24 protein-coding genes and 1 other RNA gene are annotated in these 24,448 nt (G+C 62.5%); 14 read left to right on the plus strand and 11 right to left on the minus strand.

Going from position 1 to position 24,448, the window contains the following annotated elements; all coding sequences use genetic code 11:
• Positions 1 to 4: 4 nt before the first annotated feature.
• From LB558_RS18910 to LB558_RS18945, 8 genes are all read right to left on the minus strand, one after another.
• Positions 5 to 1,633 (minus strand): ABC transporter ATP-binding protein, encoded by a 1,629-nt coding sequence (locus LB558_RS18910; RefSeq protein WP_224698952.1) that lies wholly within the window; start codon positions 1,631 to 1,633, stop codon positions 5 to 7.
• Complete coding sequence (locus LB558_RS18915) at positions 1,630 to 2,112, minus strand: type II toxin-antitoxin system VapC family toxin (RefSeq protein WP_224698953.1); 483 nt, start codon at positions 2,110 to 2,112, stop codon at positions 1,630 to 1,632. Before LB558_RS18915 ends, LB558_RS18910 begins: the two co-directional genes overlap by 4 nt.
• Positions 2,112 to 2,345: a hypothetical protein gene (locus tag LB558_RS18920; RefSeq protein WP_224698954.1), complete on the minus strand. Its 234-nt coding sequence runs from the start codon at positions 2,343 to 2,345 to the stop codon at positions 2,112 to 2,114. The genes LB558_RS18915 and LB558_RS18920 overlap by 1 nt, the downstream gene beginning before the upstream one ends.
• Positions 2,346 to 2,415: 70 nt before the next feature.
• Positions 2,416 to 3,561: an ABC transporter permease gene (locus LB558_RS18925; protein ID WP_224698955.1), complete on the minus strand. Its 1,146-nt coding sequence runs from the start codon at positions 3,559 to 3,561 to the stop codon at positions 2,416 to 2,418.
• Complete coding sequence (locus LB558_RS18930) at positions 3,561 to 4,658, minus strand: microcin C ABC transporter permease YejB (RefSeq protein WP_013527941.1); 1,098 nt, start codon at positions 4,656 to 4,658, stop codon at positions 3,561 to 3,563. Before LB558_RS18930 ends, LB558_RS18925 begins: the two co-directional genes overlap by 1 nt.
• Before the next feature lie 30 nt (positions 4,659 to 4,688).
• Entirely contained in the window at positions 4,689 to 6,557 is a 1,869-nt protein-coding gene (locus LB558_RS18935) for an extracellular solute-binding protein (RefSeq protein ID WP_224698956.1), read from the minus strand.
• On the minus strand, positions 6,557 to 8,434 hold the full coding sequence (locus LB558_RS18940; RefSeq protein WP_224698957.1) for an extracellular solute-binding protein: 1,878 nt from the start codon (positions 8,432 to 8,434) through the stop codon (positions 6,557 to 6,559). The genes LB558_RS18935 and LB558_RS18940 overlap by 1 nt, the downstream gene beginning before the upstream one ends.
• A gap of 157 nt (positions 8,435 to 8,591) precedes the next feature.
• On the minus strand, positions 8,592 to 9,251 hold the full coding sequence (locus tag LB558_RS18945) for a c-type cytochrome (RefSeq protein WP_224698958.1): 660 nt from the start codon (positions 9,249 to 9,251) through the stop codon (positions 8,592 to 8,594).
• A gap of 193 nt (positions 9,252 to 9,444) precedes the next feature.
• Between LB558_RS18945 and LB558_RS18950 the strand changes: the two genes are divergently transcribed.
• Together LB558_RS18950 and LB558_RS18955 are read left to right on the plus strand one after the other, a co-directional pair.
• Positions 9,445 to 10,173, plus strand: a complete 729-nt coding sequence (locus LB558_RS18950) for a 3-deoxy-manno-octulosonate cytidylyltransferase (RefSeq protein ID WP_224698959.1) — start codon at positions 9,445 to 9,447, stop codon at positions 10,171 to 10,173.
• A gap of 19 nt (positions 10,174 to 10,192) precedes the next feature.
• The gene (locus LB558_RS18955) at positions 10,193 to 11,056 is read left to right on the plus strand and encodes a prephenate dehydratase (RefSeq protein WP_224698960.1); all 864 of its coding nucleotides are present in this window, start codon (positions 10,193 to 10,195) and stop codon (positions 11,054 to 11,056) included.
• Here the strand turns inward: LB558_RS18955 and LB558_RS18960 are convergent.
• From LB558_RS18960 to LB558_RS18970, 3 genes are read right to left on the minus strand one after another with little or no spacing between them, the layout of a single operon-like run.
• Complete coding sequence (locus LB558_RS18960) at positions 11,053 to 11,358, minus strand: Dabb family protein (protein WP_224698961.1); 306 nt, start codon at positions 11,356 to 11,358, stop codon at positions 11,053 to 11,055. The two genes, LB558_RS18955 and LB558_RS18960, sit on opposite strands and share 4 nt — an antisense overlap.
• A 40-nt stretch (positions 11,359 to 11,398) precedes the next feature.
• Positions 11,399 to 12,343 (minus strand): NAD(+) diphosphatase, encoded by a 945-nt coding sequence (gene nudC / locus LB558_RS18965; protein ID WP_224698962.1) that lies wholly within the window; start codon positions 12,341 to 12,343, stop codon positions 11,399 to 11,401.
• A 58-nt stretch (positions 12,344 to 12,401) separates the two neighbouring features.
• Complete coding sequence (locus tag LB558_RS18970; protein ID WP_127256953.1) at positions 12,402 to 12,821, minus strand: HIT domain-containing protein; 420 nt, start codon at positions 12,819 to 12,821, stop codon at positions 12,402 to 12,404.
• 169 nt (positions 12,822 to 12,990) lie between these two features.
• Here LB558_RS18970 and ffs point away from each other — a divergent pair.
• From ffs to LB558_RS19030, 12 genes are all read left to right on the plus strand, one after another.
• Positions 12,991 to 13,087: signal recognition particle sRNA small type (ffs, locus tag LB558_RS18975), an RNA gene on the plus strand.
• A 104-nt stretch (positions 13,088 to 13,191) separates the two neighbouring features.
• Entirely contained in the window at positions 13,192 to 15,003 is a 1,812-nt protein-coding gene (locus LB558_RS18980; protein ID WP_224698963.1) for a DNA polymerase III subunit gamma/tau, read from the plus strand.
• A 30-nt stretch (positions 15,004 to 15,033) separates the two neighbouring features.
• Positions 15,034 to 15,357: a YbaB/EbfC family nucleoid-associated protein gene (locus LB558_RS18985; RefSeq protein WP_013527931.1), complete on the plus strand. Its 324-nt coding sequence runs from the start codon at positions 15,034 to 15,036 to the stop codon at positions 15,355 to 15,357.
• Between the two features lie 24 nt (positions 15,358 to 15,381).
• Positions 15,382 to 15,789, plus strand: a complete 408-nt coding sequence (locus LB558_RS18990) for a hypothetical protein (protein WP_224698964.1) — start codon at positions 15,382 to 15,384, stop codon at positions 15,787 to 15,789.
• Positions 15,790 to 16,043: 254 nt separating this feature from the next.
• Positions 16,044 to 16,976, plus strand: a complete 933-nt coding sequence (locus LB558_RS18995; protein ID WP_224698965.1) for a cell wall hydrolase — start codon at positions 16,044 to 16,046, stop codon at positions 16,974 to 16,976.
• Positions 16,977 to 17,065: 89 nt separating this feature from the next.
• Positions 17,066 to 17,671: a recombination mediator RecR gene (gene recR, locus LB558_RS19000; protein ID WP_027039603.1), complete on the plus strand. Its 606-nt coding sequence runs from the start codon at positions 17,066 to 17,068 to the stop codon at positions 17,669 to 17,671.
• Between the two features lie 40 nt (positions 17,672 to 17,711).
• Entirely contained in the window at positions 17,712 to 18,947 is a 1,236-nt protein-coding gene (locus LB558_RS19005; protein WP_412033481.1) for a lytic murein transglycosylase, read from the plus strand.
• Between the two features lie 261 nt (positions 18,948 to 19,208).
• On the plus strand, positions 19,209 to 20,852 hold the full coding sequence (locus tag LB558_RS19010) for an ABC transporter substrate-binding protein (RefSeq protein ID WP_224698966.1): 1,644 nt from the start codon (positions 19,209 to 19,211) through the stop codon (positions 20,850 to 20,852).
• 18 nt (positions 20,853 to 20,870) lie between these two features.
• Positions 20,871 to 21,938 (plus strand): ABC transporter permease, encoded by a 1,068-nt coding sequence (locus LB558_RS19015; RefSeq protein WP_224698967.1) that lies wholly within the window; start codon positions 20,871 to 20,873, stop codon positions 21,936 to 21,938.
• On the plus strand, positions 21,935 to 22,855 hold the full coding sequence (nikC, locus tag LB558_RS19020; RefSeq protein WP_027039599.1) for a nickel transporter permease: 921 nt from the start codon (positions 21,935 to 21,937) through the stop codon (positions 22,853 to 22,855). Before LB558_RS19015 ends, nikC begins: the two co-directional genes overlap by 4 nt.
• Positions 22,852 to 23,697, plus strand: coding sequence for an ABC transporter ATP-binding protein (locus LB558_RS19025; RefSeq protein ID WP_224698968.1), 846 nt, complete (start codon positions 22,852 to 22,854; stop codon positions 23,695 to 23,697). Before nikC ends, LB558_RS19025 begins: the two co-directional genes overlap by 4 nt.
• Positions 23,694 to 24,443, plus strand: coding sequence for an ABC transporter ATP-binding protein (locus LB558_RS19030; protein WP_224698969.1), 750 nt, complete (start codon positions 23,694 to 23,696; stop codon positions 24,441 to 24,443). Before LB558_RS19025 ends, LB558_RS19030 begins: the two co-directional genes overlap by 4 nt.
• Positions 24,444 to 24,448: the final 5 nt, after the last annotated feature.

The following is a 24,448-nucleotide window of genomic DNA, read 5'->3' on the forward strand; positions in this document are numbered from 1 at the left end:
CAAATCACTCGCTGACGATGCCGACCGGCGCCGTCTCGATCTTGAAGGCGGCCGAGATCAGCGCCCGAGTATAGTCGGTTTGCGGATTTTCAAAAATCTGCTGGGAAGGGCCGGCTTCGACGATCCTGCCATTGCGCATGACGATGACGTCGTTGGCGAGCGCCCGGATGACTTTCAAATCATGGCTGATGAAGAGATAGGCGAGGTCGTGCTTGGCCTGCAGGCTGCGCAGCAGGTCGACGACCTGCGCCTGCACGCTCATGTCGAGTGCCGATGTCGGCTCGTCCAGCATGACGAAGCGCGGGTTGAGCACCATGGCGCGTGCGATGGCAACGCGCTGGCGCTGGCCGCCGGAAAACTCGTGCGGATAGCGGTTGCGTGTCGCCGGATCGAGCCCGACCTCCTTCAGCACGGCGGCCACCTTGTCGTCGCGCTCGTCGGGCGACAGCTTCGGCTCGTGGATCTTGAGACCTTCCTCGATGATCTCGGCGATCGACATGCGCGGGCTGAGCGAGCCGAACGGATCCTGGAAGACGATCTGCAATTCACGCCTGAGCGGCCGCATGGCGTTGAAGGACAGCTGGTTGATGTCGCGGCCGTTGAACTGGATGGTGCCGGTCGACGAAATCATTCTTGCCAGCGCCAAGCCGAGCGTCGTCTTGCCCGAGCCGGATTCGCCAACCACGCCGAGCGTCTGGCCGGCGCGCACGGTGACATCGATGCCGTCCACCGCCTTCACATTGTCGACGGTGCGGCGGAAGAAGCCCTGCTTGATCGGGAACCAGACCTTTATGTCCTTGCCGGTCATGACGGGCTTGGCGTCGGCATTGGCCGTCGGCGGCTTGCCCTTCGGCTCGGCCGCCAGCAGATGCCGCGTATAGGCATGCTGCGGATTGGCGAAGATCTCCTTGGTCGGCCCGGTCTCGACGATCTTGCCCTTGGTCATCACGCAGACGCGGTCGGCGATCTTGCGCACGATGCCGAGATCATGGGTGATGAACAGCATCGACATGCCCTTGCGGCTCTTCAAGCCGGCCAGCAGTTCGAGGATCTGCGCCTGCACGGTGACGTCGAGCGCCGTCGTCGGCTCGTCGGCGATCAAGAGTTCGGGCTCGTTGGCCAGCGCCATGGCGATCATCACGCGCTGACGCTGGCCACCGGACAACTGGTGCGGATAGGCATCGAGGCGCTTGTGCGGATCTCGGATGCCGACCTCGTTGAGCAAGGCCAGCGTGCGCTCCTTGGCCGGGCGGTCGGCCATGCCCTGATGCAGCTTCAGGATCTCGACGATCTGATGCTCGATCGTGTGCAGCGGATTGAGCGAGGTCATCGGCTCCTGGAAGATCATGGTGATCTTGTTGCCGCGCACCTGCCGCAACTGCTTCTCGCTCATCGCCAGCAGGTCGTTGCCCTGGAACAGGATTTTTCCCGAGGGGTGGCTGGCGCTTGGATAGGGCAGCAGCTTCAGCACCGAAAGCGCCGAGACCGATTTGCCGGAGCCGGATTCGCCGACCAGCGCCACCGTCTCGCCCTTGGCGATGTCGAACGAGATGTGGTCGACCGCCGTCGACTGCTGTCCGCCTTGCGCAAAGGCGACGCTTAGGTCGCGAACGGAGAGCAAAGAAGCGGTCATGCATCAATTTCCGCTATGACTTTATCAAGGGCAGAAATCTCCGGTCGTATGACCGAAATTCGCGCTGTCAATTGGGGAGGGACGAGTCGATTTGGAGTGACAGAATAGGCATCGTTCAATCTAGTATCGGCAGTCAGAAATTGTGTGCACCCGAGATGCATCGCCGTCGAAAGATGAATGGCATCCGGCAGCCTGAGAGAAATGAATTGCGAGCGAAGCTGTGCTGCGTGCCAGAGAACCTCGCGAGTTACCATCCCAATCGAGACAAAGGCGTTGCCAATCGAGATATTGTCATAGAGCTCAACAAGCGGCTCATTGCTCTTTTTCAGAGGGTCAACCACCAACTCCGCCAGCACGAGTTCGCTTGTCGCGAGGAAAGGCTGTTTTCGGCCCCCCTTTAGTGAAATGAGCAGAGCGTCGTTATTTTCGAAAGCGTAGATGAAAATGTTCGTATCGACGTAAAGCCGGAAGGCGGCCATCAATCCTCCCACTCATCGCGGAGGGCACGAACACGCGCAACGGCCTCTTCGAGATTTGTTCCTGCCGCGTTGGCCTGCGCATTCCGCATAAGTTCAAGCAATTGTTTGTGGCCGAGAGGCCGTTTGGCTTCCTCTTCCACCGTCACCTTAACCGAGGCACTCAAAGCTATACCCTCCCGCAGTTCATCCGGGAGTTTGGATGCAGGGTAATGCTCAAGGATGACCTTATTCATGCGTACGCTCATTTTAGCTCGAACTGCCACACTGAGAATATATCATGCTGAATGCCGCTCCGCATCGTTGTCATCTGAACGTCTTGCGCGGATCGAAGGCATCGCGCGTCGCCTCGCCGACGAAGACCAGCAGCGACAGCATCAGCGAGATAACGACGAAGCCGGAAATGCCGAGCCACGGCGCATTGAGGTTGCGCTGGGCCTGCTTGAGCAGTTCGCCGAGCGAGGCGGAGCCGGGCGGCAGGCCGAAGCCGAGGTAGTCGAGCGAGGTCAGCGTCGAGATCGAACCTGAGAGCAGGAAGGGCATGAAGGTCAATGTCGCCACCATGGCGTTGGGCAACAGGTGCCGGAACATGATGGTGCGGTTGGGCACGCCGAGTGCCCGGGCCGCGTTGACATATTCGAAATTGCGGGCGCGCAGGAACTCGGCCCGCACCACGCCGACCAGCGCCACCCAGGAGAACAGCAGCATCAGGCCGAGCAGGATGAAGAAGCCCGGCGGCAGGATGGCGGCGACGATGAGCAGGAGGTAGAGCACCGGGATGGCGGACCAGATTTCGATGAAACGCTGGAACAAGAGATCCGTCCAGCCGCCGAAATAGCCTTGCACGGCGCCGGCCGCGACGCCGATCAAGGCCGAGCCGGCGGTCAGTATCAGGCCGAACAGCACCGAAATGCGGAAGCCGTAGATGACGCGCGCCAGCACGTCGCGCGCCTGGTCGTCGGTGCCCAGCCAATTCCAGTTGCCGACGATGCAGGCAGGGTCGGCAGCACCCTGCGGATACTGGTTGCAGCGCGTCTTGGCGTCATACTGCCAGGACGGCCTGGCCGGTGCCGCTTCCGGAATGGCGTTGTTGACGGTCTGATAGGAATAGCGCACCGGCGGCCAGATCATCCAGCCATTGGCGTTGATCTCGTCCTGGATGACGGGGTCGCGATAGTCGGTGACGGCATAGAAGCCGCCGAATTTTTCCTCGGGGTAGGCGACCAGCACCGGAAACAGGATTTCGCCCTTGTAGGAAGCGATGATCGGCTTGTCGTTGGCGATGAACTCGGAAAACAGCGACAGCACGAACAGGACGAGGAAGATCCACAGCGACCAGTAGCCGCGGCGGTTGGCTTTGAAGTTCTGCAGGCGGCGCTTGTTGAGTGGCGACAGAAACGGCCGCTTGATCCGCGCGGGTGCCGCATCCAGGGGGACCGTAGCCTCCGACATCAGACGTCTCTCCGCTCGAAATCGATGCGCGGATCGACCCAGGTGTAGAGCAGGTCGGACAAGAGCCCGACGAACAGCCCCAGAAGCGAGAAGATGTAGAGGTTGGCGAACACCACCGGATAGTCGCGCTCGACCACCGACCGGAAGCCGAGCAGGCCGAGGCCATCGAGGGAGAAGATGTTCTCGATCAGCAGCGAGCCGGTGAAGAAGGCCGAGATGAAGGCCCCGGGAAAGCCGGCGATGACGATCAGCATGGCGTTGCGGAAGACATGGCCGTAGAGCACCTGCCGTTCCGACAGGCCCTTGGCCCGCGCCGTCACCACATACTGCTTGCGGATTTCTTCGAGGAACGAGTTCTTGGTCAGAAGCGTCGTCGTGGCAAAGGCCGACAGCACCAGCGCGGTCAGCGGCAGGGTCATGTGCCAGAAATAGTCGACGATCTTTCCCCACCAGGACAGTTGATCCCAATTGTCCGAGGTGAGGCCGCGCAGCGGAAACCAGTCCCAGAAGGATCCGCCGGCAAACAGCACCATCAGCATGATGCCGAACAGGAAGCCAGGTATGGCATAGCCGACAATGACGACGCCGCTGGTCCAGACGTCGAAGGGAGTGCCGTCCTTGACCGCCTTGCGGATGCCGAGCGGGATCGAGATCAGGTAGGACAAAAGCGTGATCCACAGCCCGATCGAGATCGACACCGGCATCTTTTCCAGGATCAGGTCGAGCACCGAAATGTCGCGGAAATAGCTGTCGCCGAAATCGAAGCGGGCATAATTCCACAGCATCATGCCGAAGCGCTCGAGCGGCGGCTTGTCGAAGCCGAACTGCTTCTCCAGCTTCTTGATGAATTCCGGATCGAGCCCCTGCGCACCGCGATATTTCGAGCTGACGTCACCGGCGGCATCGAAATTGCCGCCAGCACCCGCGTCGCCGCCACCGCCGCCGAGGCGGTCGCTGCCGCCCTGATTGGTCAGCCGGGCGATGACCTGTTCGACCGGACCGCCGGGGGCGAACTGGATGACGGCGAAGGATATCGCCATGATGCCGAACAGCGTCGGGATCATCAAAAGGATGCGACGCAGGATATAGGCGCCCATCAGACTTTCTGCCCTCGTTGGGCGAACATCTCAGCCTTTGCCAATTCTTGCCGCCTTGCCCTTATCGAACCACCACAGCGTCTCGACCGGAAAGCCGAAATCGGGCTTCTGTTCGAAAAAGCCGAACATGTCCCAATAGGCGACGCGGTGATTCGCCAGATAGTATGTTGGAATCCAGTCGAGCCGCGCGCGCAAGACCCGGTCGAGCGCTCTGAGCGCCGTGACGAGTTCAATACGGTTTTTCGCCTTGCCGGCTGCCGCGATCAGGGCGTCGATGGCCTTGCTTTCGGTGCCCGGATAGTTGCGCTGCCCCGGCATTTTCGCCATTCGGGAATCATAGAGCATCTGCAGGCTGTCGTCGGTCGGCGTCGCCCCGATCGACCAATGCAGCAAGGCAAGATCGAAGTCGTAATTGCTGTGCCGCTGCTCATACTGCGCCGAATCGATCTGCCGGATCGATGCGTCGATCCCGATCGCCTTCATATTCTCGGACCACGGGGTGTAGATGCGAACGATGCCGTCGTCCTCCGCCAGCATTTCGACCCGCAGCCGCTCACCCTTGTCGTTGACGACGAAACTGCCATCGCGCTTCCAGCCGGCTTGCGCGAGCAATCTCGAAGCCTCGCCCAGCAGCTTGCGGTCATGGCCCGAACCATCGGACAGGGGTTGTGTTACCGCTTCACCGAAAACCTCTGGCGGCAACTCGGCCCGGAACGGCTCCAGCAGGGCCAATTCGTCAGCCGAGGGCAGGCCGTCGGCCTTGTAATCCGATCGTTCGAAGTTCGATTGAGAGCGCTCGTAGGAGCCGTAAAACAAGGCCCGCTTCATCCATTCGAAATCGAAGCATCTGGCGATCGCCCGCCGCACCCGCTCATCGCGGAATTGCGGACGACGCTGGTTCAGTGCGACGCTCTGCATGTCCGGCGTCTTCTCACCGGGAAATTCCCGTTTGACGACCTTGCCGTCCTTCAGCGCCGGAAAGTCGTATCCGGTCGCCCATACCCGTGAGGTGAACTCCTCGCGAAAATGCGTGTCGCCTTTCTTGAAGGCCTCGAATGCCGCCTGCCGGTCAAGATAGAAGTCGATGCGGATGCGGTCGAAATTGTAGAGGCCGCGGTTCACTGGGAGATCGCGGCCCCAATAGTCGGCCACGCGGTCATATTCGACCGTCTGTCCGGCCGCCACGCGTCCAATCTTGTAGGGACCCGAGCCAAGCGGCGGTGTCATGGTCGAGGCATCGAAATCATTGGCCGTATAAAAGGCCTTGGAGACGATCGGCATCCCCACGATCGCAAGGATGTTTTGCGCCGACTGCTTGCCGTTGAGGGTGAGATCGACGGTAGCGGCATCGACCGCAACCGCGTCGGTCATGTACCGCAACGCCTGGGAAAGGTTCGGATGGCCCTTGTCCTTATAGAGCTTCAGCGAGAAGACAACGTCTTGCGCGGTCAGCGGCGAGCCGTCGTGGAAACGCGCTTGCGGCCGCAGCACGAAGCGAAAACCGTTGCGGTCCGGCGACAGGGTAACGGTTTCGGCAAGCAGGCCATAGGCCGCATCCGGCTCATCGAGCGCGCTTGTCATCAGCGAATCGAAACAGAGTTCGGTGCGCGGCGGTGCCTCCCCCTTCAACACCAGTGAATTCAATGTGTTGAAGGTCAGGAAGCTCTGATTGAGGGTCGAGTTCGGCGGCGCGAAATTCATCTGACCGCCCTTGGGGGCGTCCGGATTGACGTAGTCGAAATGCGCGAAATCGGGCTTGTATTTGAGGTCGCCGAACGCCGACAGGCCATGCAGCTTGGTGCCGGTCGCAATGTCGGCGAAGGCTTTTGCGGGCAACAGAGTCGTGGCTGCGGCAGCCGCGCCAAGGGCGAGAAAATCGCGGCGGGGCAGGACCGCCATCAATTGCCGCCCTTGTACTTGGCCGCCAACGCCTTTTCCTTGTCGGGAATGATCCACCAGGAATCGATGTCGGCGCCGACATAGGCGGGCTGCTTGTCCGGGAAGCCGAACTTGTTCCAGTAGGCCAGCCAGACCGCGGAACGGTAATATTGCGGCACGACGTAAAAATTCCACAGCAGGATGCGGTCGAGCGCGTGGGTGGCGGCGACGAGGTCGTCGCGATCGGTGGCGAAGATGATGCGGTCGACCAGCGCGTCGACGATCGGGTCCTTGATGCCCATCAGATTGCGCGAGCCGGGCGAGCCGGCGGCTTTCGAGCTCCAGAAGTCGCGTTGCTCATTGCCCGGCGATTCCGACTGCTGCAGAATCCCGGTGACGACATCGAAATCGAAATTGTTGACCCGGTTGATGTACTGCGTCTGGTCGATGATTCGCAAAGTGGCGTCGACGCCGATCTTGCGCAAATTGGCGATGTAGGGGCTGGCGATCACCTGATCGGTATCGTTCCAGCCGAGGATTTCAAACTTGAACGGCGCGCCGGTCTTGGCATTGACCATCTTTCCGCCCTTGATCACCCAGCCAGCCTTGGCGAAGAGATCGACCGCCTGTTTCAGGTACTTCCGTTCCGCCTGCGGGGAATCGTAGACCGGCAGCTTGAACTCTTGGGTGAAAAGTTCGGGCGGCAGCTTGTCGCGATATTTTTCCAGGATCTCCAGTTCCTTGCCCTGCGGCAACCCGCTCGAGGCCAGTTCGGTGCCTTGGAAATAGCTCGATGTGCGGGTGTTGAAGCCGAAGAACAGCGTGCGGTTCATGCTCTCGAAATCGAATGGAATGGTCAGCGCTTCACGCACCAGCCGGTCCTGGAACAGCGGCCGCCGCTGGTTGAGGACGAAGCCCTGCATCGGTTCCGGCGCCTGGGTCTGGAAATCCTTCTTGATGACATCGCCGGCCTGGAATGCCGGGAAATTGTAAGCCGTCGCCCATTTGCGCGAACTGTATTCGCGGTTGATGTCTTCCAGCCCGCCCTTGGTGAAGGCGAGCCAGGCGGCGTTGTCGTCGAGGATATAGGTGTAGCGCCTTGTGTCGAAGTTCTCGCGGCCGATCTTCACCGGCAGCTTGGCCGCCCAGTAGTCCGGCACACGCTGCCAGATGATCTCCGAGCCCGGCTTGAAGCTGGCGATCTTGTAGGCGGCCGAACCGAGCGGAATTTCCAGCGTCGGCTTGGTCACGTCTCGCTTCTTGCCGTTGGCGTCGGTGCCTTCCCACCAATGTTTCGGCAGCACGGCAAGGTCGCCGATGATCTTGGGCAGTTCGCGATTGCCCTTCTGGTTGAAATGGAACTCCACCTCGCGATCCGAAATCGCCACCGCATCGGTGACATTCTCGAAATAGCGGCTGTATTGCGGGCTGTTGGCCTTGAGCACCTGGAACGACCAGATCACGTCATCGACGGTGATCGGCTGGCCGTCATGCCATTTGGCGCGCGGATCGAGCCGGTAGGTCGCGGACGAATAGTCGGCCGGATATTTGTAGGCATCGGCGATCAGCGGATGACTGGTGCTGCCTTCATCGGTCGCCTGCTCCATCAGCGTGTCGTAGAGCAGGCCTCCGCCGAACCCGACGAGGCCGGCGGCCGGTGATCCCTGGACGACGTAGGGATTGAAGCTGTCGAAAGTACCTGGCACCACCGAGTTCAGCGTGCCGCCCTTGGGCGCGTTCGGGTTGACGTAGTCGTAGTGCTGGAAATTGTCGCCGTATTTGGACTCGCCGATCAGCGACGAGGTGGTGCGCCATTCGTCGGCTCGGGTCGCCTGCAACCCCGCCGCCAGAAGGGCTGCCGCCAGCAACGACTTGAGAAGCGCTCGGCCAACCGTCATGCACTATCCTCTTTGCAATGCCCGTTCATGGGCAATCTAGATGATTTGGCGCTCGTGAAAACCGCCATGCGCGGCTTTGTCGCCGCCTATGCGGTTTTCCCAAACAGAAAAGCCGGGCTGAACCCGGCTTTTTCAAGGTCGTCGAGATGATATCTGGCTATTGGGCCGGCGCCGGTGCCGGTGCGGCTGGCGCGGCACCTTCAGCCGGCTTTGCCGGAGCGGCTGCATCGGCAGGCTTGGCGGGTGCGCCTGCATCGGCGGCGGCACCTGGTGCCGGCAGCGGCTTGGGATTATCCGACAGCGTGCGCAGATAGGCGATGACGTTGGCGCGGTCCTCGTCCTTGGGCAGGCCGGCGAAGCCCATGGCGGTGCCCTTCACGAATTTCTTCGGCGAGGTGATGAAGTGGTTGATGTTGTCGTAGGTCCACTTCTCGGCGCCGCCCTTGGAGAATTCCTTCATGCCGGCCGAATAGGCAAAGCCTTCATGTTCGGCGACCGGGCGGTCGATGAGATCCCACAGGTCCGGGCCGACCTTGTTGGGGCCGCCCTTTTCGCCGGAATGGCAGGCCTGGCACTTCTTGAAGACGGCGGCACCTTGCTCGACATTGGCGGTTGCCAGCAGATCGGCGATCGGCTTGGCTGCGGCAGCCGGCGCGGCCGGACCGCCTTCGGCGGGCTCTGCGGCCTCGATGGCGAAGCCGGGCTTTTCCGGCGCCGGCGAGGCAAACAGCGCATCGGACACCAGGCCGACCGAGAAGACGACGAAAACGGTTCCGAGCAATCCGGCGAGCAGTTTGTTGACTTCGTTGGAATCCATACGCCCCTTGCTCCCTTTTCCGGCGGACAGAACCGTCCACTCCGTCCGTCGGTATCGTGACCCGTCCTGCCAGGGCGGTCAAATCGGGCGGAAACTAGGTCTTTTGCTGCGGCGTTGCAACACCTATAAGGGCGCTTCCAGTGAGACCTTTTGCCACTTTCCCTGTCCTCTTTCGAGACGCCTTGCACCCGAAATGTCCACGCTGATCCTGATCCCGGCCCGCATGGCTTCGACCCGCCTGCCGGGCAAGCCGCTGGCCGACATCGCGGGCGCCCCGATGATCGTCCATGTCGCCCGTCGCGCCGCCGAAGCCGACCTTGGCCGGGTGGTGGTGGCGACCGACACGCAAAGCGTGGCGCAAGCGGTGCGCGCGCACGGTTTCGAGGCCGTGATGACGCGCATGGATCACGAATCCGGCTCCGACCGCATCCACGAGGCGCTGCTTGCGCTCGATCCTGAGCGCAAGGTCGAAACCATCGTCAATGTGCAGGGCGACCTGCCGACGATCGATCCCGGTATCATCGCCGCGTCGCTCAGGCCTTTCGAGGACAGTGCGGTCGACATCGCCACGCTCGGCGTCGAGATCGTCCGCGATGAGGAAAAGACCAATCCCAATGTCGTCAAGATCGTCGGTTCGCCGCTGTCCGGCAGCAGGCTGAGGGCGCTCTATTTCACCCGTGCCACGGCGCCTTGGGGCGAGGGGCCGCTCTACCATCATGTCGGCCTCTACGCCTATCGCCGCGAAGCACTCGAGCGTTTCGTCGCGCTGAAGCCGTCGCCGCTCGAACGGCGCGAGCGGCTGGAACAGTTGCGGGCGCTGGAAGCCGGCATGCGCATCGATGCCGAGATCGTCCAGTCGCTGCCGCTCGGCGTCGACACGCCGGAAGACCTCGAACGCGCCAGAACAATCCTTGCAAACTGAGAAACCCGAGACTTGGCCCATGCCTGAAAAGACCAACAGAATATCCTTCCAGGGCGAGCCGGGCGCCAATTCCGACACCGCCTCCCGCAACGTCTATCCATCGATGGAGCCGTTGCCGTGCCCGACCTTCGAGGATGCGTTCAACGCGGTCGAGACCGGCAAGGCCGATCTCGCCATGATCCCGATCGAGAACACCATTGCCGGACGCGTCGCCGATATCCATCATCTGCTGCCGGAATCGAAGCTGCACATCATCGGCGAATATTTCCTGCCGATCCATTTCCAGCTGATGGTCCTGCCGGGCGTCAAGCGCGACGAGATCAAGACGGTGCACAGCCACATCCACGCGCTTGGCCAGTGCCGCAAATACATCCGCAAGAACGGCTGGAAGGCGATCGTCGCCGGCGACACGGCAGGCGCCGCCAAGATGGTCTCCGAGGTCAAGGACCGCACCATGGCGGCGCTGTCGCCCGCACTGGCAGCGACGCTCTACGGGCTCGATATCATCGAGCAGAACGTCGAGGACACCGACAGCAACGTCACCCGCTTTGTCGTCCTGACCAAGAACAAGCAATGGGCCGAGCGCCCATCACCCGACATCAAGATGATGACGACCTTCATCTTCCGCGTCCGCAACGTGCCGGCGGCACTCTACAAGGCGATGGGCGGCTTCGCTACCAACGGCATCAACATGACCAAGCTGGAGAGCTACCAGCTGGGGGCTTTCACGGCGACGCTGTTCTACGCCGACATCGAGGGCCATCCCGACGACCCGCTGGTCAAGCTGGCGCTTGACGAGCTTCGCTTCTTCTCCCGCGAAGTACGGATTCTGGGCGTCTATCCGGCCAGTGCATCGCGTGAGCAGTGGAAGGTTGCGGACTAGATCACCGCGCCCAGCGGCACGTAGTCGATCTCCATGAAGGCCTCGACCTCCGGCACCCAGCGGTCGCGCACGAAGGCGACATGGTCCGGATGGTCGTTGTATCTTTTGTAGGCAGCCTGGTCGGCGAACTCCATCGAGAAGCCAAAGTGATAGTCGTTCTTGGGGCTGATCTGCCGCAATTGTTCGAAATGTGTGACGCCCCTGATCGCGGTGAGGATTTTCTTGGCGTCGACCAGGAACCGCTTTTCGTCCAGCGAGTGCGGTGGATGCTTCAGCGTGAAGACGACGGTGTGACGAATCATTTTTGCCTCTTAATGTCTGGCTTTCCAGGCTCTTGCCGACCTATTCGGCGTCGACCCAGGCGCGGATGAGATGATATGCGATCGCCCCCTTGGGCGGCGTGAACAGATTGCCGGGATGTTCCTTGGCCAGCATCGAACGCACCTCGTCACGGGCAAACCAGCGACAGTCTTCCAGTTCGTTGAGGTCGGCCTGGATATCGTCGTTGAGCGGCTCGCCGAAGCAGCCGATCATCAGCGAATAGGGAAACGGCCAGGGCTGGCTGGCGTGGTAGACGACGCGGCCAAGCCGGATGCCGGCCTCTTCCAGCGTCTCGCGGCGCACCGCCGCCTCGATCGTCTCGCCCGGCTCGATGAAGCCGGCAAGGGCCGAGTACATGCCCGGCGCAAAATGCCGGCCGCGTCCGAGCAGGCATTTCTCCCGCGTCGCCGTCAGCATGATCGCCACCGGGTCGGTGCGCGGAAAATGCTCGGTGCCGCAATTCGGGCAATGCCGCTTGTAGCCGCCGGCCCGCATCTGCGATTCCGTACCGCATTTGCTGCAGAAGCGATGGCTGGCATGCCAGGCCAGCAGGGCCGCCCCTTGCGCCATCGCGCCAGCCGCCGCCTCGTCGATCAGCCCTTGCATGTAGACCGAGCGGTAGTCGATGGCCTTGACTGTTTCCGGAAGCTGTTCGGGTTCGACGCCGGCGGGCACGGCCAGCACCGGTCCTCGTTCGGAAAAGCCGAGCAGGATGCCTTGCGCCAGGGAAACCTTGAAGGGTTCGCTCTCGGTCGCGCCGAACCAGGGGTCGAGAGCGCCGCCGTCGCCGAGCTTCAGATAGAGCCGGCCGCCATGCATCAGAAGCAGCCGCGTCGCCGGGTCGACCAGCGCCTTGTCGACCGAATCGTCGGCGCGGTTCTCGGACTGCCGGTCGATCGTGTTGCCGGCAAAGCCGACGAACTGGCTCGGCTCGCGCAAAGGCGCGTCAAACAGGCGGAAGCTCATGGGGACTCTGGGATATGTTGAGGGACGGACACGTTTTGGGATGAACACAGGGGAACGCTTATAGCGCCGCCTTGATCGTTTCGGCAAACCGTCGCAAGTCGGAACGTTGATAGGGCTCTCGCAGGCCATGTCCCCACACAGGGCCTGGCCAGCCGGGATCGCCTTCCGAACGCGCGATGACATGGATGTGCAGCTGGCGCACGATGTTGCCGAGCGCGCCGGTGTTGATTTTGGTGCAGCCGGTCGCTTTTTTCAGCGCCTGCGCCACCATATTGGTTTCGAAGGTCAGCATTGCCTGGTCGAGCGGCGTCATGTCATGGATTTCCTCCGCGCCGGGCCGCTGCGGCACCAGCAGCAGCCATGGCCAGCGGCGGTCGTTCATCACCCGCAGTTCGCACAGCCCAAGCCACATCAACTGCTCGCTGTCCGCCTCCAGCCGTGCGTCCAGCGTAAATCCGGCCTCCAGGCCCGGCAGCATCGGCGTTTCCCTTGCTTTTCTTGGTTTGCTCAACACATGAAGGCTAGAGCGGCGGCAAGGGGGCTGCAAGCGAATCATTGCGCCCTCACGGTTTGGTGCGCCGATTCGAGATTTTACGATTTCTTCGCCGGACTTGCATTTCGTCGCGCAATTGCCGATATGGAAAGCGGGAGGTTGGTGGTGGACGATCCACTCGCCAACCGGGTCAGGTCCGGAAGGAAGCAGCCCTAACGAGCCCGGAACGGGTCATTGTTCCAGCCTCCCACCTCACGGCCCCTCTCGCGACATTGACGACGCATTGCAGCGCGGGCGAGACTATGCGCAGGAATCGGCCGCCTTCGGGCGCGGCCATTTGGAGCTTTACGGGCGTATGAGCGAAGCCGGAAATTCGGGACCAAAAAGCCTGGAGATAGGCAAGGACGCCGCCTATCGCGTGCTGGCGCGCAAGTACCGTCCCTCGAACTTCTCCGAGCTGGTCGGCCAGGAGCCGATGGTGCGCACCCTCACCAACGCCTTTGCCACCGGCCGCATCGCCCAGGCCTGGATGCTGACCGGCGTGCGCGGCGTCGGCAAGACCACGACGGCGCGCATCCTCGCGCGCGCCTTGAACTATAAAACCGCTGATATCGACCAGCCTTCGGTCGACCTTGCGGTGCTCGGCGAGCATTGCCAGGCGATCATGGAAGGCCGCCATGTCGACGTCATCGAGATGGACGCCGCCTCGCACACAGGCATCGACGACATCAGGGATATCATCGAGCGCGTGCGCTACGCGCCGGTCTCGGCGCGCTACAAGGTGTACATCATCGACGAAGTGCACATGCTGTCGACGCAGGCCTTCAACGGCCTGCTGAAGACGCTGGAAGAGCCGCCGCCGCACGTCAAATTCATCTTCGCCACCACCGAAATCCGCAAGGTCCCAATCACCGTCCTGTCGCGCTGCCAGCGCTTCGACCTGAGGCGCATCGACGCCGGCGCGCTGGTCGCGCATCTCGGCTCGATCTCGGCCCAGGAAGGCATTTCGGTCGACGACGACGCGCTGGCGATGATCGCGCGCGCCGCCGAGGGTTCGGCCCGTGATTCGCTCTCCATTCTCGACCAGGCGATTGCCCATGGCGCAGGCACTGTCAGTGCCGCGGCTGTGCGGGCGATGCTGGGACTTGCCGACCGCGCCCGCATCGTCGACCTGTTCGAACATGTGATGAAGGGCGATGTGGCGGCAGCGCTCGGCGAATTCCGCGCGCAATACGATACCGGCGCCGATCCGGCCGCCGTGCTGACCGATCTTGCCGAGTTCAACCACCTCGTCACCCGGCTGCGTTTCGTGCCGACGGCCATCGAGGATGCATCGCTGTCGGAGGACGAGCGGCGGCGCGGCGCGGATTTCGCCAGGACGCTGTCGGTCAGGGTGCTGTCGCGGACATGGCAGATGCTGCTCAAGGGCATTCCCGAAGTGCAGTCCTCCAACCGGCCGGTCAGTGCCGCCGAAATGGTGCTGATCCGGCTGGCGCACGCCGCCGACCTGCCGACGCTGGACGAGGCGCTGAGATCGCTCGAAGGTGCCGCACCGGTGCAAAATGGCGCGCCGCGCCCGAATGGGGCGCCTGCAGGGGGAGGCAATGGCGCCGGCGCGGTGGCGCAGACCCGCATGCCTTCCGGGCCGGGCGGCGCGCAGACCATGCGGCTGGTGGAGACCACGCCCGCCCCCGTTGCCTTCGTCGCTCCGCCGGAGCCGGTCGTGGAGGCGCAATCGGCGCCGCTGAAATCGCTGGCCGACATCATTGCCCTGGCAGACGCGCAGCGCGACATCGCCTTCAAGGTGCTGGTCAAGAGCTGCATCCGGTTTGTGCGTATCGAGCCTGGCCGCATCGACGTCGGCCTGACCAGCGATGCGCCCAAGATGCTGCTCAACGACCTGACGACGAAATTGCGCGCCTGGACCGGCCGCAGCTGGCTGGTCTCGCTGTCGAAGGAAGAGGGCGGCCAGACGCTCGCCGAAATGGAATCGGCCAAGCGCGAGACGGCTTTTCTCGATGCCAGGAGCGACCCGACCGTGGCCGCTATCCTGGCGCGCTTTCCCGGCGCCAAGATCATCGACGTGCGCATTCCAGACGCGCCGGAAGCCGAAACGACAGAGGCTGAAGTGCCGGTCGAGCCGCCGGCTGACGACGACGAACCCTGATCCAGCCACGAATCCACAAAGGACCCGACCATGAAAGATCTTCTCGGCCTGATGGGCAAGGCGAAGGAAATGCAGGCCAAGTTCCAGGCCATGCAGGACGAGATCGCCACGCTGGAAGCGTCCGGCCAGGCCGGCGGCGGCCTGGTCAACGTCACGCTGACCGGAAAATTCGAGATGAAGTCGCTGAAGATCGATCCCTCCTTGTTCAAGGAGGACGATGTCGAGATACTCGAAGACCTGGTGCTGGCCGCCCACAACGACGCCAAGACCAAGGTCGAGCAGATCATGCAGGAAAAGACCAAGGCGCTGACCGCAGGCCTGCCAATACCGCCAGGAATGAAACTGCCCTTCTAGAGTTCGGCGCGCCCCACGATCGACATGACCGAAGAGCCCTCCGAAAGATTGATCGAGCAGCGTATCCGCAACAGGATCTACGAGATCCTGGAAATCCTGGCCGATTGTGACGACGGCGTCGATCTCGTCGGCATCAAGGGTTATTTCCATCTGTTCGAGGATTTCGTCCATCGCCCATCGATCGAAGCCGGCACATCGGCGCTTTCGAAGGACGAGCGCGCGATCGTACTGGAGATCGCCGAATTCCTGGAGATGGCCAGCGAGACAAATCCGGACTTCACCAAGGCCGAGTTCATAGACAGCGACTGGCCGGGAAAGATCGCGCCGACGGCCAGGGAGGCGCGGACCCTGTTCTTGAGGCGCGGCCTGTTTTCGGAGAAGGTCGAGGAGCTTGAGCCTGGCCAGCCGGCCGCGACTGCGGCTGGGCGATAGACCGGTTCCAGGAGAAAGAACAGCGTTTGCCCTGGGAAAGCCGCGTAATGCTTTCCCTTGGGGCAATTGCGGCGAAACAAAGAAAGAGCCGTCATCGCTTTTGTGAAATGACGGCTCGATCTACCTGGAAAGCCACGTAATTGTGCCAATTTGGCAACAGTGCGTTGTTAATAACGTTTTGGCCATCATTTTGCCCGAAAGTGTCTCATTCTTGCCGCAGCCTGGGGGCGGGCACGAAGTGAGAGGGTTACCTGTTGATTTCCACGCGATGGAAGACGCCGCTGTTGCTCGGCGCCGTCATTTCACCCCTATTTTTGGCTGCCTGCAGCCAGACCACTTCACACGGCATGTCCGTCGCCAGCCTGACCGACGCCATCACGCCGGGTTTCCTGAACTCCCGGGCCTACAGCCACACGCCAAAGGACAAGGAATGCCTGGAACGGGCGATGTTCTTTGAATCCAACCGCTCGAGCCGCGACGGAATGATCGCGGTCGGCACGGTGGTGATGAACCGGCTGCGCTCCGGCAATCATGGCAGCACCATCTGCCAAGTAGTGGGTGAGCCCGGGCAGTTCGCGCCTGGCGTCATGACACGGCCGATGAATTCACGCGCAATGCCCGATGTCGAAGAGGCCGCCGACGCGGTGCTGAAGGGCGAGCGCAAGTCCAAGCTCAAGAACACCATGTTTTTTCACACCGCCGGCTTACGCTTCCCCTACAAGAACATGCACTACACCATGGTTGCCGGCGGCAATGCCTTCTACGAGAAGCGCGGCCGCAACTGGCAGCCGCTGCCGGATGAGCCGCAGGTCGCCATTGCCTCCGCGGCACCCGACAAGTCAGCCGCGCCGGTGACGATGGTCGCGTCCGCCGAGCCGATGCGTCCGGCCAAGCCGGCCACCGTCCGGTCCGTCCCTGTCCAGCAGACCTATATGACCGCGGCCGCCGCGCCGGCCGCGAAATCGGCGCGTGTCTCGGCGGAGCCGACGGTGGTGGCGATGCAGGAGCCGATGGAAGAGCCGGATGCCGCCCGTTTTGGCGGAACCTTGACCGCAAGGACAAGGGTCATCTCCTCGGTAGAGGACGCGCCGCAAGAGGCGTCGATGGGATTCCAGTCGACACCTGAGAACACCGATGCCGTCGGCGCGATGATTGTCAGCCAGGGCCGGCCGCTCGAAGCCAACTGATTTGCGCTCCGCAGTCCGCCAAGGCCGAATATGGCGGTCATGCGGATGCGGATGTTCCAAAGCGCTCTGAAAAATCCTAGATCAGAGCGATGTCGAAGCGAATCGCCGGTCCCGAGATCGAACGTCTGATCCAGCTCCTGGCCAAGGTGCCGGGGTTGGGTCCCCGTTCAGCCAGGCGTGCCGCCCTTCATCTGATCAAGAAGAAGGAGCAGCTTTTGTCGCCGCTTGCCGCCGCCATGGCCGAGGCGGCCGACAAGGTGCGCATCTGCTCGACCTGCGGCAATGTCGATACATCGGACCCTTGCATGATCTGCACCGATCCGCGCCGCGATGCCGGCACCATCATCGTCGTCGAGGACGTCTCCGACCTGTGGGCGCTGGAGCGCGCGGCGGCGATGAATGTGCGCTACCACGTGCTCGGCGGCACATTGTCGCCGCTCGACGGCATCGGCCCCGACCAGCTCAACATGCGCTCGCTGGTCGACCGCGTCGCCGGCGGCGAGGTCAAGGAGATTATACTCGCCGTCAATGCGACGGTGGAAGGCCAGACGACCGCGCATTACCTCACCGACCAGCTGTCCGGCTTCGACATCAAGGTGACACGGCTGGCGCATGGCGTGCCGGTCGGCGGCGAACTCGACTATCTCGATGAGGGCACGCTGGCCGCGGCGCTGCGCTCGCGGACGGCGTTTTGACGCAATTGGCGGGCAGGAGAAGCAAATGATTCCTGCTTTTATGAAATCAGCCTGCGTCTTTGTCTGCCTCGTCTTTGCGGCGATGGTTTCGGCCGCTCCCGCCTCCGCCGCAACGATCGACGACCAGTTCCGCGCCTGGCTGCAAAACGACCTCTGGCCGCAAGCCAAGGCGAAAGGCATTTCCAAAAAAACCTTCGATGCCGCCTTCGATGGCATCAAGCCCAACCTGAAGCTGCCCGACCTGGTCAAGCCGGGCGAGAAGGCGACCACGCCCCAAAAACAGCACCAGGCCGAATTCGGTTCACCCGGCGCCTATTTCGCCGAGAAGACGGTTCGCGCGGTGACGGCGGGTGGGCGGGCGCGCGAAGCCACCAATGCCAGGACACTTGCGGCCATCGAAAAGCGCTACGGCGTGCCAGGCGAAGTGCTGCTGGCGATCTGGGGGCGCGAGACCGGATTCGGCGCGGCGAAGATGCCCTACGATGCCTTCGAAGTGCTGGGCACCAAGGCGTTCATGTCGACCAGGAAGGACTTCTTCCGCACCGAACTGCTTGCGGCGCTTGAGATCGTCGAGCGTGGTCTGGCTCCGGTCGGCGCGATGAAATCGTCCTGGGCAGGCGCGCTCGGCCAGCCGCAATTCATGCCGACCTCGTTCCTGAAACATGCGGTGGACTTCGACGGCGACGGGCGCGTCGATATCTGGAACTCGACGCCGGACGTGCTGGCCTCGATGGCCAACTATCTCGTCCACTATGGCTGGGTTAAGGGTCGAGGCTGGGGTTTCGAGGTGACCGTGCCGGAGACGGTTTCCTGCGCGCTGGAAGGTCCGGACCAGGGCAAGAAGATCTCCGAGTGGGCGGCAATGGGCATCAAGCGCGTCGGCGGAAAACTGTTCCCAGCGAGCGAACTGAAGGCGGAAGGCTTCCTGCTGATGCCGGCAGGGCGCAGCGGCCCTGCCTTCATCGCCACACCCAATTTCTATGTGCTGAAGGAATACAACACCAGCGACCTCTACGCGCTGTTCATCGGCCATGGCGCCGATCGCATCGCCCATGGCGATCAGAATTTTGCCGGCAGCTGGGGCGCGGTCGGCGGGCTTCACCGTTCGGACATCGCCGCCCTGCAACGGGCGCTGGAAGCCAAGGGCTATGATGTCGGCAGCGCCGATGGCCTGCCCGGCTTCAAGACCCGCCGTTCGATCGGCATGTGGCAAGCCAAGAACGGCCGCGCCGCCACCTGCTTCCCTGACACCGGCATGGTCGCGGCGCTGAAGTAGCCGCGACATTCGCCAGATTGTCCTCGATAGGTAGCCTCGATTGGCTGGCCGATGCGTCGACATCCACCCGCCTTTCTGGCCCATTGAGCCGTCGTATAAATGCTCGTTGCCCGCCACGAGGCCGCCGGATATGGTGTTGACCAACTGGACAAAAACCGCAACGGTAAGAGATCAGTGGTGCCTTCTCCAGGCTCGAAAAGAATTGCACAACCCTGAGCCGGGAACTCGGGTCAACAAACAACAAAACAGGGAACAATCACGATGATGATGGAAAAGTTTGCTTTACGCTCTCGCTTCCTGCTGGCGGGTGCAGCCATGTCCGCGTTGCTTCTGGCCGGCGCGCCCGCCGGTGCGGTCACGCCCGCCGACACGCTGGTCGAAGGTTTCGCGATCGACGACATCATCTCCATGGATCCGGGCGAGGCGTTCGAGCTGTCGACCGCCGAGGTCACCGGCAACACCTATGATCTGCTTGTCCGTCTCGACCTCAGCGACACCTCCAAGGTCAAGGGCGACCTTGCTGAAAGCTGGACCGTCTCCGACGACGGCCTGACCTACACGTTCAAGCTCAAGCCCGGCCTGAAATTCGCTTCCGGAAATCCGATCACCGCCGCCGACGTCGCCTGGTCTTTCGAACGTGTGATCAAGCTCGACAAGAGCCCGGCCTTCATCATCGGCCAGTTCGGCATCAGCGGCGACAACGTCGCCGAGAAGGCCAAGGCGGTCGACGACACCACCTTCCAGTTCACCGTCGACAAGGCCTATGCGCCAAGCTTCGTGCTGAACTGTCTGTCGGCAACGGTCGCGTCGGTGGTCGACGCCAAGCTGGTCAAGGAACATGTCGCTGCGGTGACGCCGAGCGCCGACTACAAATGGGACAATGATTTCGGCAATGCCTGGCTGAAGACCGGCTATGCCGGCTCCGGCGTCTTCAAGCTGCGCGAATGGCGGGCCAACGAGGTGGTCGTTCTCGAGCGCAACGACAATTACTACGGCGAGAAGGCCAAGCTTGCCCGCGTCATCTACCGCAACATGAAGGAAAGCTCGGGCCAGCGCCTGGCGCTCGAAGCCGGCGACATCGACGTTGCCCGCAATCTCGAGCCGAACGACCTCGACGCCATCGCCAAGAATGCTGATCTGACCTCGACCAGCGCGCCGAAGGGCACGGTCTATTACATCAGCCTCAACCAGAAGAATGCCAACCTCGCCAAGCCCGAGGTCCGCCAGGCATTCAAATACCTGGTCGACTATGATGCGCTGAGCTCGACGATCCTCAAGGGCATCGGCGAAATCCATCAGACCTTCCTGCCCAAGGGCGTGCTCGGCGAATTGGATGAGAATCCGTTCAAGTTCGATGTCGCCAAGGCCAAGGAATTGCTGGCCAAGGCCGGTCTGCCCGACGGCTTCAGCGTAACCATGGACGTACGCACAGGCCAGCCAACCACCGGCATGGCGGAATCCATCCAGCAGACGCTCGGACAGGCCGGCATTAAGCTCGAGATTATCCCGGGCGACGGCAAGCAGACGCTGACCAAGTACCGCGCCCGCAACCACGACATCTATATCGGCCAGTGGGGGCAGGATTATTTCGATCCGAACTCCAACGCCCAGACCTTTGCCTCGAACCCGGACAATTCGGATGCAGCCAAGACCAAGACGCTGGCCTGGCGCAACGCGTGGGACATTCCGGACCTGACCAAACAGACGGAAGCGGCATTGCTCGAGAAGGACGCCGGCAAACGCGCCGACATGTACAAGGATCTCGAGAAGAAGATCCTCGACACCAGCCCCTTCGTCGTCATCCACCAGCAGCTGGAAGTGGCCGGCCTGCGCAAGAACCTCAAGGGTTTTGCGCTCGGCCCGAGCTTCGACACCAACTTCGTCGGGCCGGTGTCCAAGGAATAATGCTCGCGGACACGCCGCATGAGCACGGTTGAAAAAGAAGTGGCGGCGGGGCGCGGCAGCGCCCGTGCCGTTGCTATTGCATCATCGCTTGGCCGTTTCCTGGTTATCGCGATCACGACCTATCTTGGTCTGCTCGCGGTCACCTTCTTCATCGGTCGCGTCATTCCGATCGACCCGGTGCTGGCGGTGCTCGGCGACCGGGCGCCGGCCAATGTCGTCGAGCGTACGCGCCGCGAGATGGGCCTCGATTTGCCACTGGTCGAGCAATTCTACATCTATGTAAAGAATGCGCTGAGCGGTAATTTCGGCGTCTCCGTGCTGACCACCAATCCGGTCATGACGGATATCCGCCGGGCGCTTCCGGCCACGACGGAACTGGCGACGCTCGGAACGCTGATCGGCGCGCTGTTCGGCGTGCCGCTCGGCGTGCTGGCCGCGGTCAGGCGCGGCAGCCTCATCGACCAGATCGTGCGCGTCATCGGCCTGATCGGTTATTCTGTGCCGATCTTCTGGCTGGGGCTGCTGGGGCTGGTGCTGTTTTACGCCAAGCTGCAATGGGTTGCTTTCCCGGCGAGGCTCGACATCGTCTACGAATACACCTTTACGCCGATCACCGGCTTCTATCTCCTCGACTCTGCGATGCAGGGGCAGTGGGACGTTTTTTACGACGCCTTCCGCCACATCATCCTGCCGGCCTCGCTGCTCGGCTATTTCTCGCTCGCCTATATCAGCCGCATGACACGCTCGTTTATGCTCAACGAATTGTCGCAGGAATACATCGTCGCGGCGCGCGCCAAGGGCCTGTCGGAAACCCGCATAATCTGGGGCCACGCGCTGCGCAATGCGGCGGTGCCCATGGTGACGGTGATCGCGCTCTCCTATGCCGGACTGCTCGAAGGTTCGGTGCTGACCGAGACGGTGTTCTCGTGGCCGGGCATCGGCCTTTACATCACCAATTCGCTGCAGAACGCCGACATGAATGCGGTGCTCGGCGGCACCATCGTCATCGGCTCGGTGTTCATCGCCATTAATCTGCTCTCCGACCTGCTCTACCGCGTTCTCGATCCGAGGACGAAGTCCGCATGAGCGCCGACACCATCCAGAGCCGTCGCGACTGGCTGCTCAGCGAGCGGCCGGCCTCGCGCATGCAGGCAAGGCTCGGCCGCGCCTATGTGGCATGGCGGCGCTTTTCCGCCAACCGGCTGGCCTTTCTCGGCCTGCTCATCATCATTGCCTTGCTGGTCGTCGCCGCCCTTGCCGGCGTGCTGGCACCTTATTCTCCGACATTCGGCGACCTGAAGAACGCGCGCCTGCTGGCGCCGAGCGCCGAGCACTGGTTCGGCACCGACGATCTCGGCCGCGATATCCTGTCGCGCATCCTCTACGGCTCGCGCTGGACGCTTTATGTGGTCATCCTGGTCGCCATCATCGCGGCACCGATCGGCCTTCTGGTCGGCACGGTGGCCGGCTATGCCGGCGGCTGGACCGATGCCATCCTGATGCGCATCACCGACATCTTCCTCGCCTTTCCCAAGCTGATCCTGGCGCTGGCCTTTGTCGCAGCACTTGGCCCCGGCATCGAGAATGCGGTGCTGGCCATCGCCATCACCTCATGGCCGCCCTACGCCCGCATTGCGCGGGCAGAGACGCTGACGGTGCGCAATTCCGATTACATCAAGGCGGTGCAGCTGATGGGCGCCTCGCCCTTCCGCATCGTGCTGCGCCATATCATGCCGCTTTGCATTTCGTCCCTGATCGTCAGGGTGACGCTCGACATGGCCGGCATCATCCTGACCGCCGCCGGGCTCGGTTTCCTCGGCCTCGGCGCGCAGCCGCCGCTGCCCGAATGGGGCACGATGATCGCGTCCGGCCGCCGCTTCGTGCTCGACCAGTGGTGGGTGGCCGGTGCGCCGGGCTTCGCCATCCTCATCGTCAGCCTCGGCTTCAATCTGCTCGGCGACGGCCTGCGCGACGCGCTCGACCCCCGCAGTGGTGACCAATGAGCAGGGAAACGAAGACGCTTCTCGAGGTCGACGATCTGCGCGTCACCTTCCCGACCCGCACCGGGCTGATCGAAGCGGTGCGCGGCGTTTCCTTTTCGCTCGGCCGCGAACGGCTCGGCATCGTCGGCGAGTCCGGCTCGGGCAAATCGCAGACCGGCCGCGCCATCATGGGGCTGACGCCGCCGCAGGCGCGGATATCGGCCAACAAGCTCACCTTCGACAGCATCGACCTGCTCGGCGTCTCGCCGCGCGAACGCCGGGCGCTGCGCGGCAAGCGCATCGCCATGATCCTGCAGGATCCGAAATACTCGCTCGACCCGGTGATGAGCATCGGCCGCCAGATCGTCGAGACGCTGCGCACCCATGAAAAGGTCGGCAAGGCCGAGGCACGCGACCGCGCATTGGCCATGCTGGAGGCGGTGCAGATCCGTGATCCCTCTCGCGTCTTCAACCTGCATCCGCATGAAGTTTCGGGCGGCATGGGCCAGCGCGCCATGATCGCCATGATGCTGATCGCCGGTCCGGAAATGATGATCGCCGACGAGCCGACCTCGGCGCTCGACGTCACCGTGCAGCTTGATGTGCTAGGCATTCTCGACAGGCTGGTCAGTGAGCGCGGCATGGGGCTGATCTTCATCTCGCACGATCTGCGCCTGGTCTCGTCCTTCTGCGATCGCGTCATCGTCATGTATGCCGGCAAGGTGGTCGAGCAGCTCAAGGCATCCGAACTCGGCCAGGCCCAGCACCCCTACACGCGCGGCCTGCTCAATTGCATGCCCAAGATCGGTGCCGACCGCCACCCGCTGCCGGTGCTCGACCGCAAGCCGGAGTGGGCGGCATGACTTCTGCGATTGCCGTCGACAGGCTGGATGTGATCTTCGACCGTTTTCGCGCACTGAAGGGCGTCAGCCTGGACGTGCAGCCGGGCGAATCCTTTGGCCTGGTCGGTGAATCCGGCTCCGGCAAATCGACGCTGCTGCGGGCCATCGCCGGCCTTGCGCCGATCGCTTCGGGCAGCATCGCCGTCAACGGCAAGACGCTCGGCGTGCGCCGCGACAAGGCCTTCTACCGTGAAGTGCAGATGGTCTTCCAGGATCCGTACGGCTCGCTGCACCCGCGCCAGACCGTCGACCGTCTGCTGCAGGAGCCGCTTGCCATCCATGGCTTTGCCGACGGCGAAAAGCGTATCCAGCGGGCGTTGGACGAAGTCGGCCTCGGCAACGGCTTCCGCTTCCGCTATTCGCACCAATTGTCCGGCGGCCAGCGCCAGCGCGTGGCGATCGCCCGTGCGCTGATCCTCGAACCTTCGATCCTGCTGCTCGACGAGCCGACCTCGGCGCTCGATGCCTCGGTGCAGGCGGAAGTGCTCAACCTGTTGGAAGAGGTACGCAAGCGGCGCAAGCTGACCTTCCTGATGGTCAGTCACGACCTCGCCATCATCACCCATATGTGCGAGCGGCTGATGGTGATGCAAAGCGGCGAGGCGGTGGAGAATCTGGCGGCGGCGGATCTCGTCGAACGTCGCGTGACGAAGGACTATACGCGCAACCTGCTGAGAGCGAGCGACGGGTTTGTGAGAACGGCGTGAGCAGT

The sequence above is a fragment of the Mesorhizobium sp. CO1-1-8 genome, from assembly GCF_020164875.1.
Lineage (GTDB): Bacteria > Pseudomonadota > Alphaproteobacteria > Rhizobiales > Rhizobiaceae > Mesorhizobium.

Coding starts and splice junctions, on each gene's coding strand:
- LB558_RS18910 (WP_224698952.1), bottom strand. CDS start 1,633: ATGACCGCTTCTTTGCTCTCCGTTCGCGACCTAAGCGTCGCCTTTGCG.
- LB558_RS18915 (WP_224698953.1), bottom strand. CDS start 2,112: ATGGCCGCCTTCCGGCTTTACGTCGATACGAACATTTTCATCTACGCT.
- LB558_RS18920 (WP_224698954.1), bottom strand. CDS start 2,345: ATGAATAAGGTCATCCTTGAGCATTACCCTGCATCCAAACTCCCGGAT.
- LB558_RS18925 (WP_224698955.1), bottom strand. CDS start 3,561: ATGTCGGAGGCTACGGTCCCCCTGGATGCGGCACCCGCGCGGATCAAG.
- LB558_RS18930 (WP_013527941.1), bottom strand. CDS start 4,658: ATGGGCGCCTATATCCTGCGTCGCATCCTTTTGATGATCCCGACGCTG.
- LB558_RS18935 (WP_224698956.1), bottom strand. CDS start 6,557: ATGGCGGTCCTGCCCCGCCGCGATTTTCTCGCCCTTGGCGCGGCTGCC.
- LB558_RS18940 (WP_224698957.1), bottom strand. CDS start 8,434: ATGACGGTTGGCCGAGCGCTTCTCAAGTCGTTGCTGGCGGCAGCCCTT.
- LB558_RS18945 (WP_224698958.1), bottom strand. CDS start 9,251: ATGGATTCCAACGAAGTCAACAAACTGCTCGCCGGATTGCTCGGAACC.
- LB558_RS18950 (WP_224698959.1), top strand. CDS start 9,445: ATGTCCACGCTGATCCTGATCCCGGCCCGCATGGCTTCGACCCGCCTG.
- LB558_RS18955 (WP_224698960.1), top strand. CDS start 10,193: ATGCCTGAAAAGACCAACAGAATATCCTTCCAGGGCGAGCCGGGCGCC.
- LB558_RS18960 (WP_224698961.1), bottom strand. CDS start 11,358: ATGATTCGTCACACCGTCGTCTTCACGCTGAAGCATCCACCGCACTCG.
- nudC (WP_224698962.1), bottom strand. CDS start 12,343: ATGAGCTTCCGCCTGTTTGACGCGCCTTTGCGCGAGCCGAGCCAGTTC.
- LB558_RS18970 (WP_127256953.1), bottom strand. CDS start 12,821: ATGCTGCCGGGCCTGGAGGCCGGATTTACGCTGGACGCACGGCTGGAG.
- LB558_RS18980 (WP_224698963.1), top strand. CDS start 13,192: ATGAGCGAAGCCGGAAATTCGGGACCAAAAAGCCTGGAGATAGGCAAG.
- LB558_RS18985 (WP_013527931.1), top strand. CDS start 15,034: ATGAAAGATCTTCTCGGCCTGATGGGCAAGGCGAAGGAAATGCAGGCC.
- LB558_RS18990 (WP_224698964.1), top strand. CDS start 15,382: ATGACCGAAGAGCCCTCCGAAAGATTGATCGAGCAGCGTATCCGCAAC.
- recR (WP_027039603.1), top strand. CDS start 17,066: ATGTCGAAGCGAATCGCCGGTCCCGAGATCGAACGTCTGATCCAGCTC.
- LB558_RS19005 (WP_412033481.1), top strand. CDS start 17,712: ATGAAATCAGCCTGCGTCTTTGTCTGCCTCGTCTTTGCGGCGATGGTT.
- LB558_RS19010 (WP_224698966.1), top strand. CDS start 19,209: ATGATGATGGAAAAGTTTGCTTTACGCTCTCGCTTCCTGCTGGCGGGT.
- LB558_RS19015 (WP_224698967.1), top strand. CDS start 20,871: ATGAGCACGGTTGAAAAAGAAGTGGCGGCGGGGCGCGGCAGCGCCCGT.
- nikC (WP_027039599.1), top strand. CDS start 21,935: ATGAGCGCCGACACCATCCAGAGCCGTCGCGACTGGCTGCTCAGCGAG.
- LB558_RS19025 (WP_224698968.1), top strand. CDS start 22,852: ATGAGCAGGGAAACGAAGACGCTTCTCGAGGTCGACGATCTGCGCGTC.
- LB558_RS19030 (WP_224698969.1), top strand. CDS start 23,694: ATGACTTCTGCGATTGCCGTCGACAGGCTGGATGTGATCTTCGACCGT.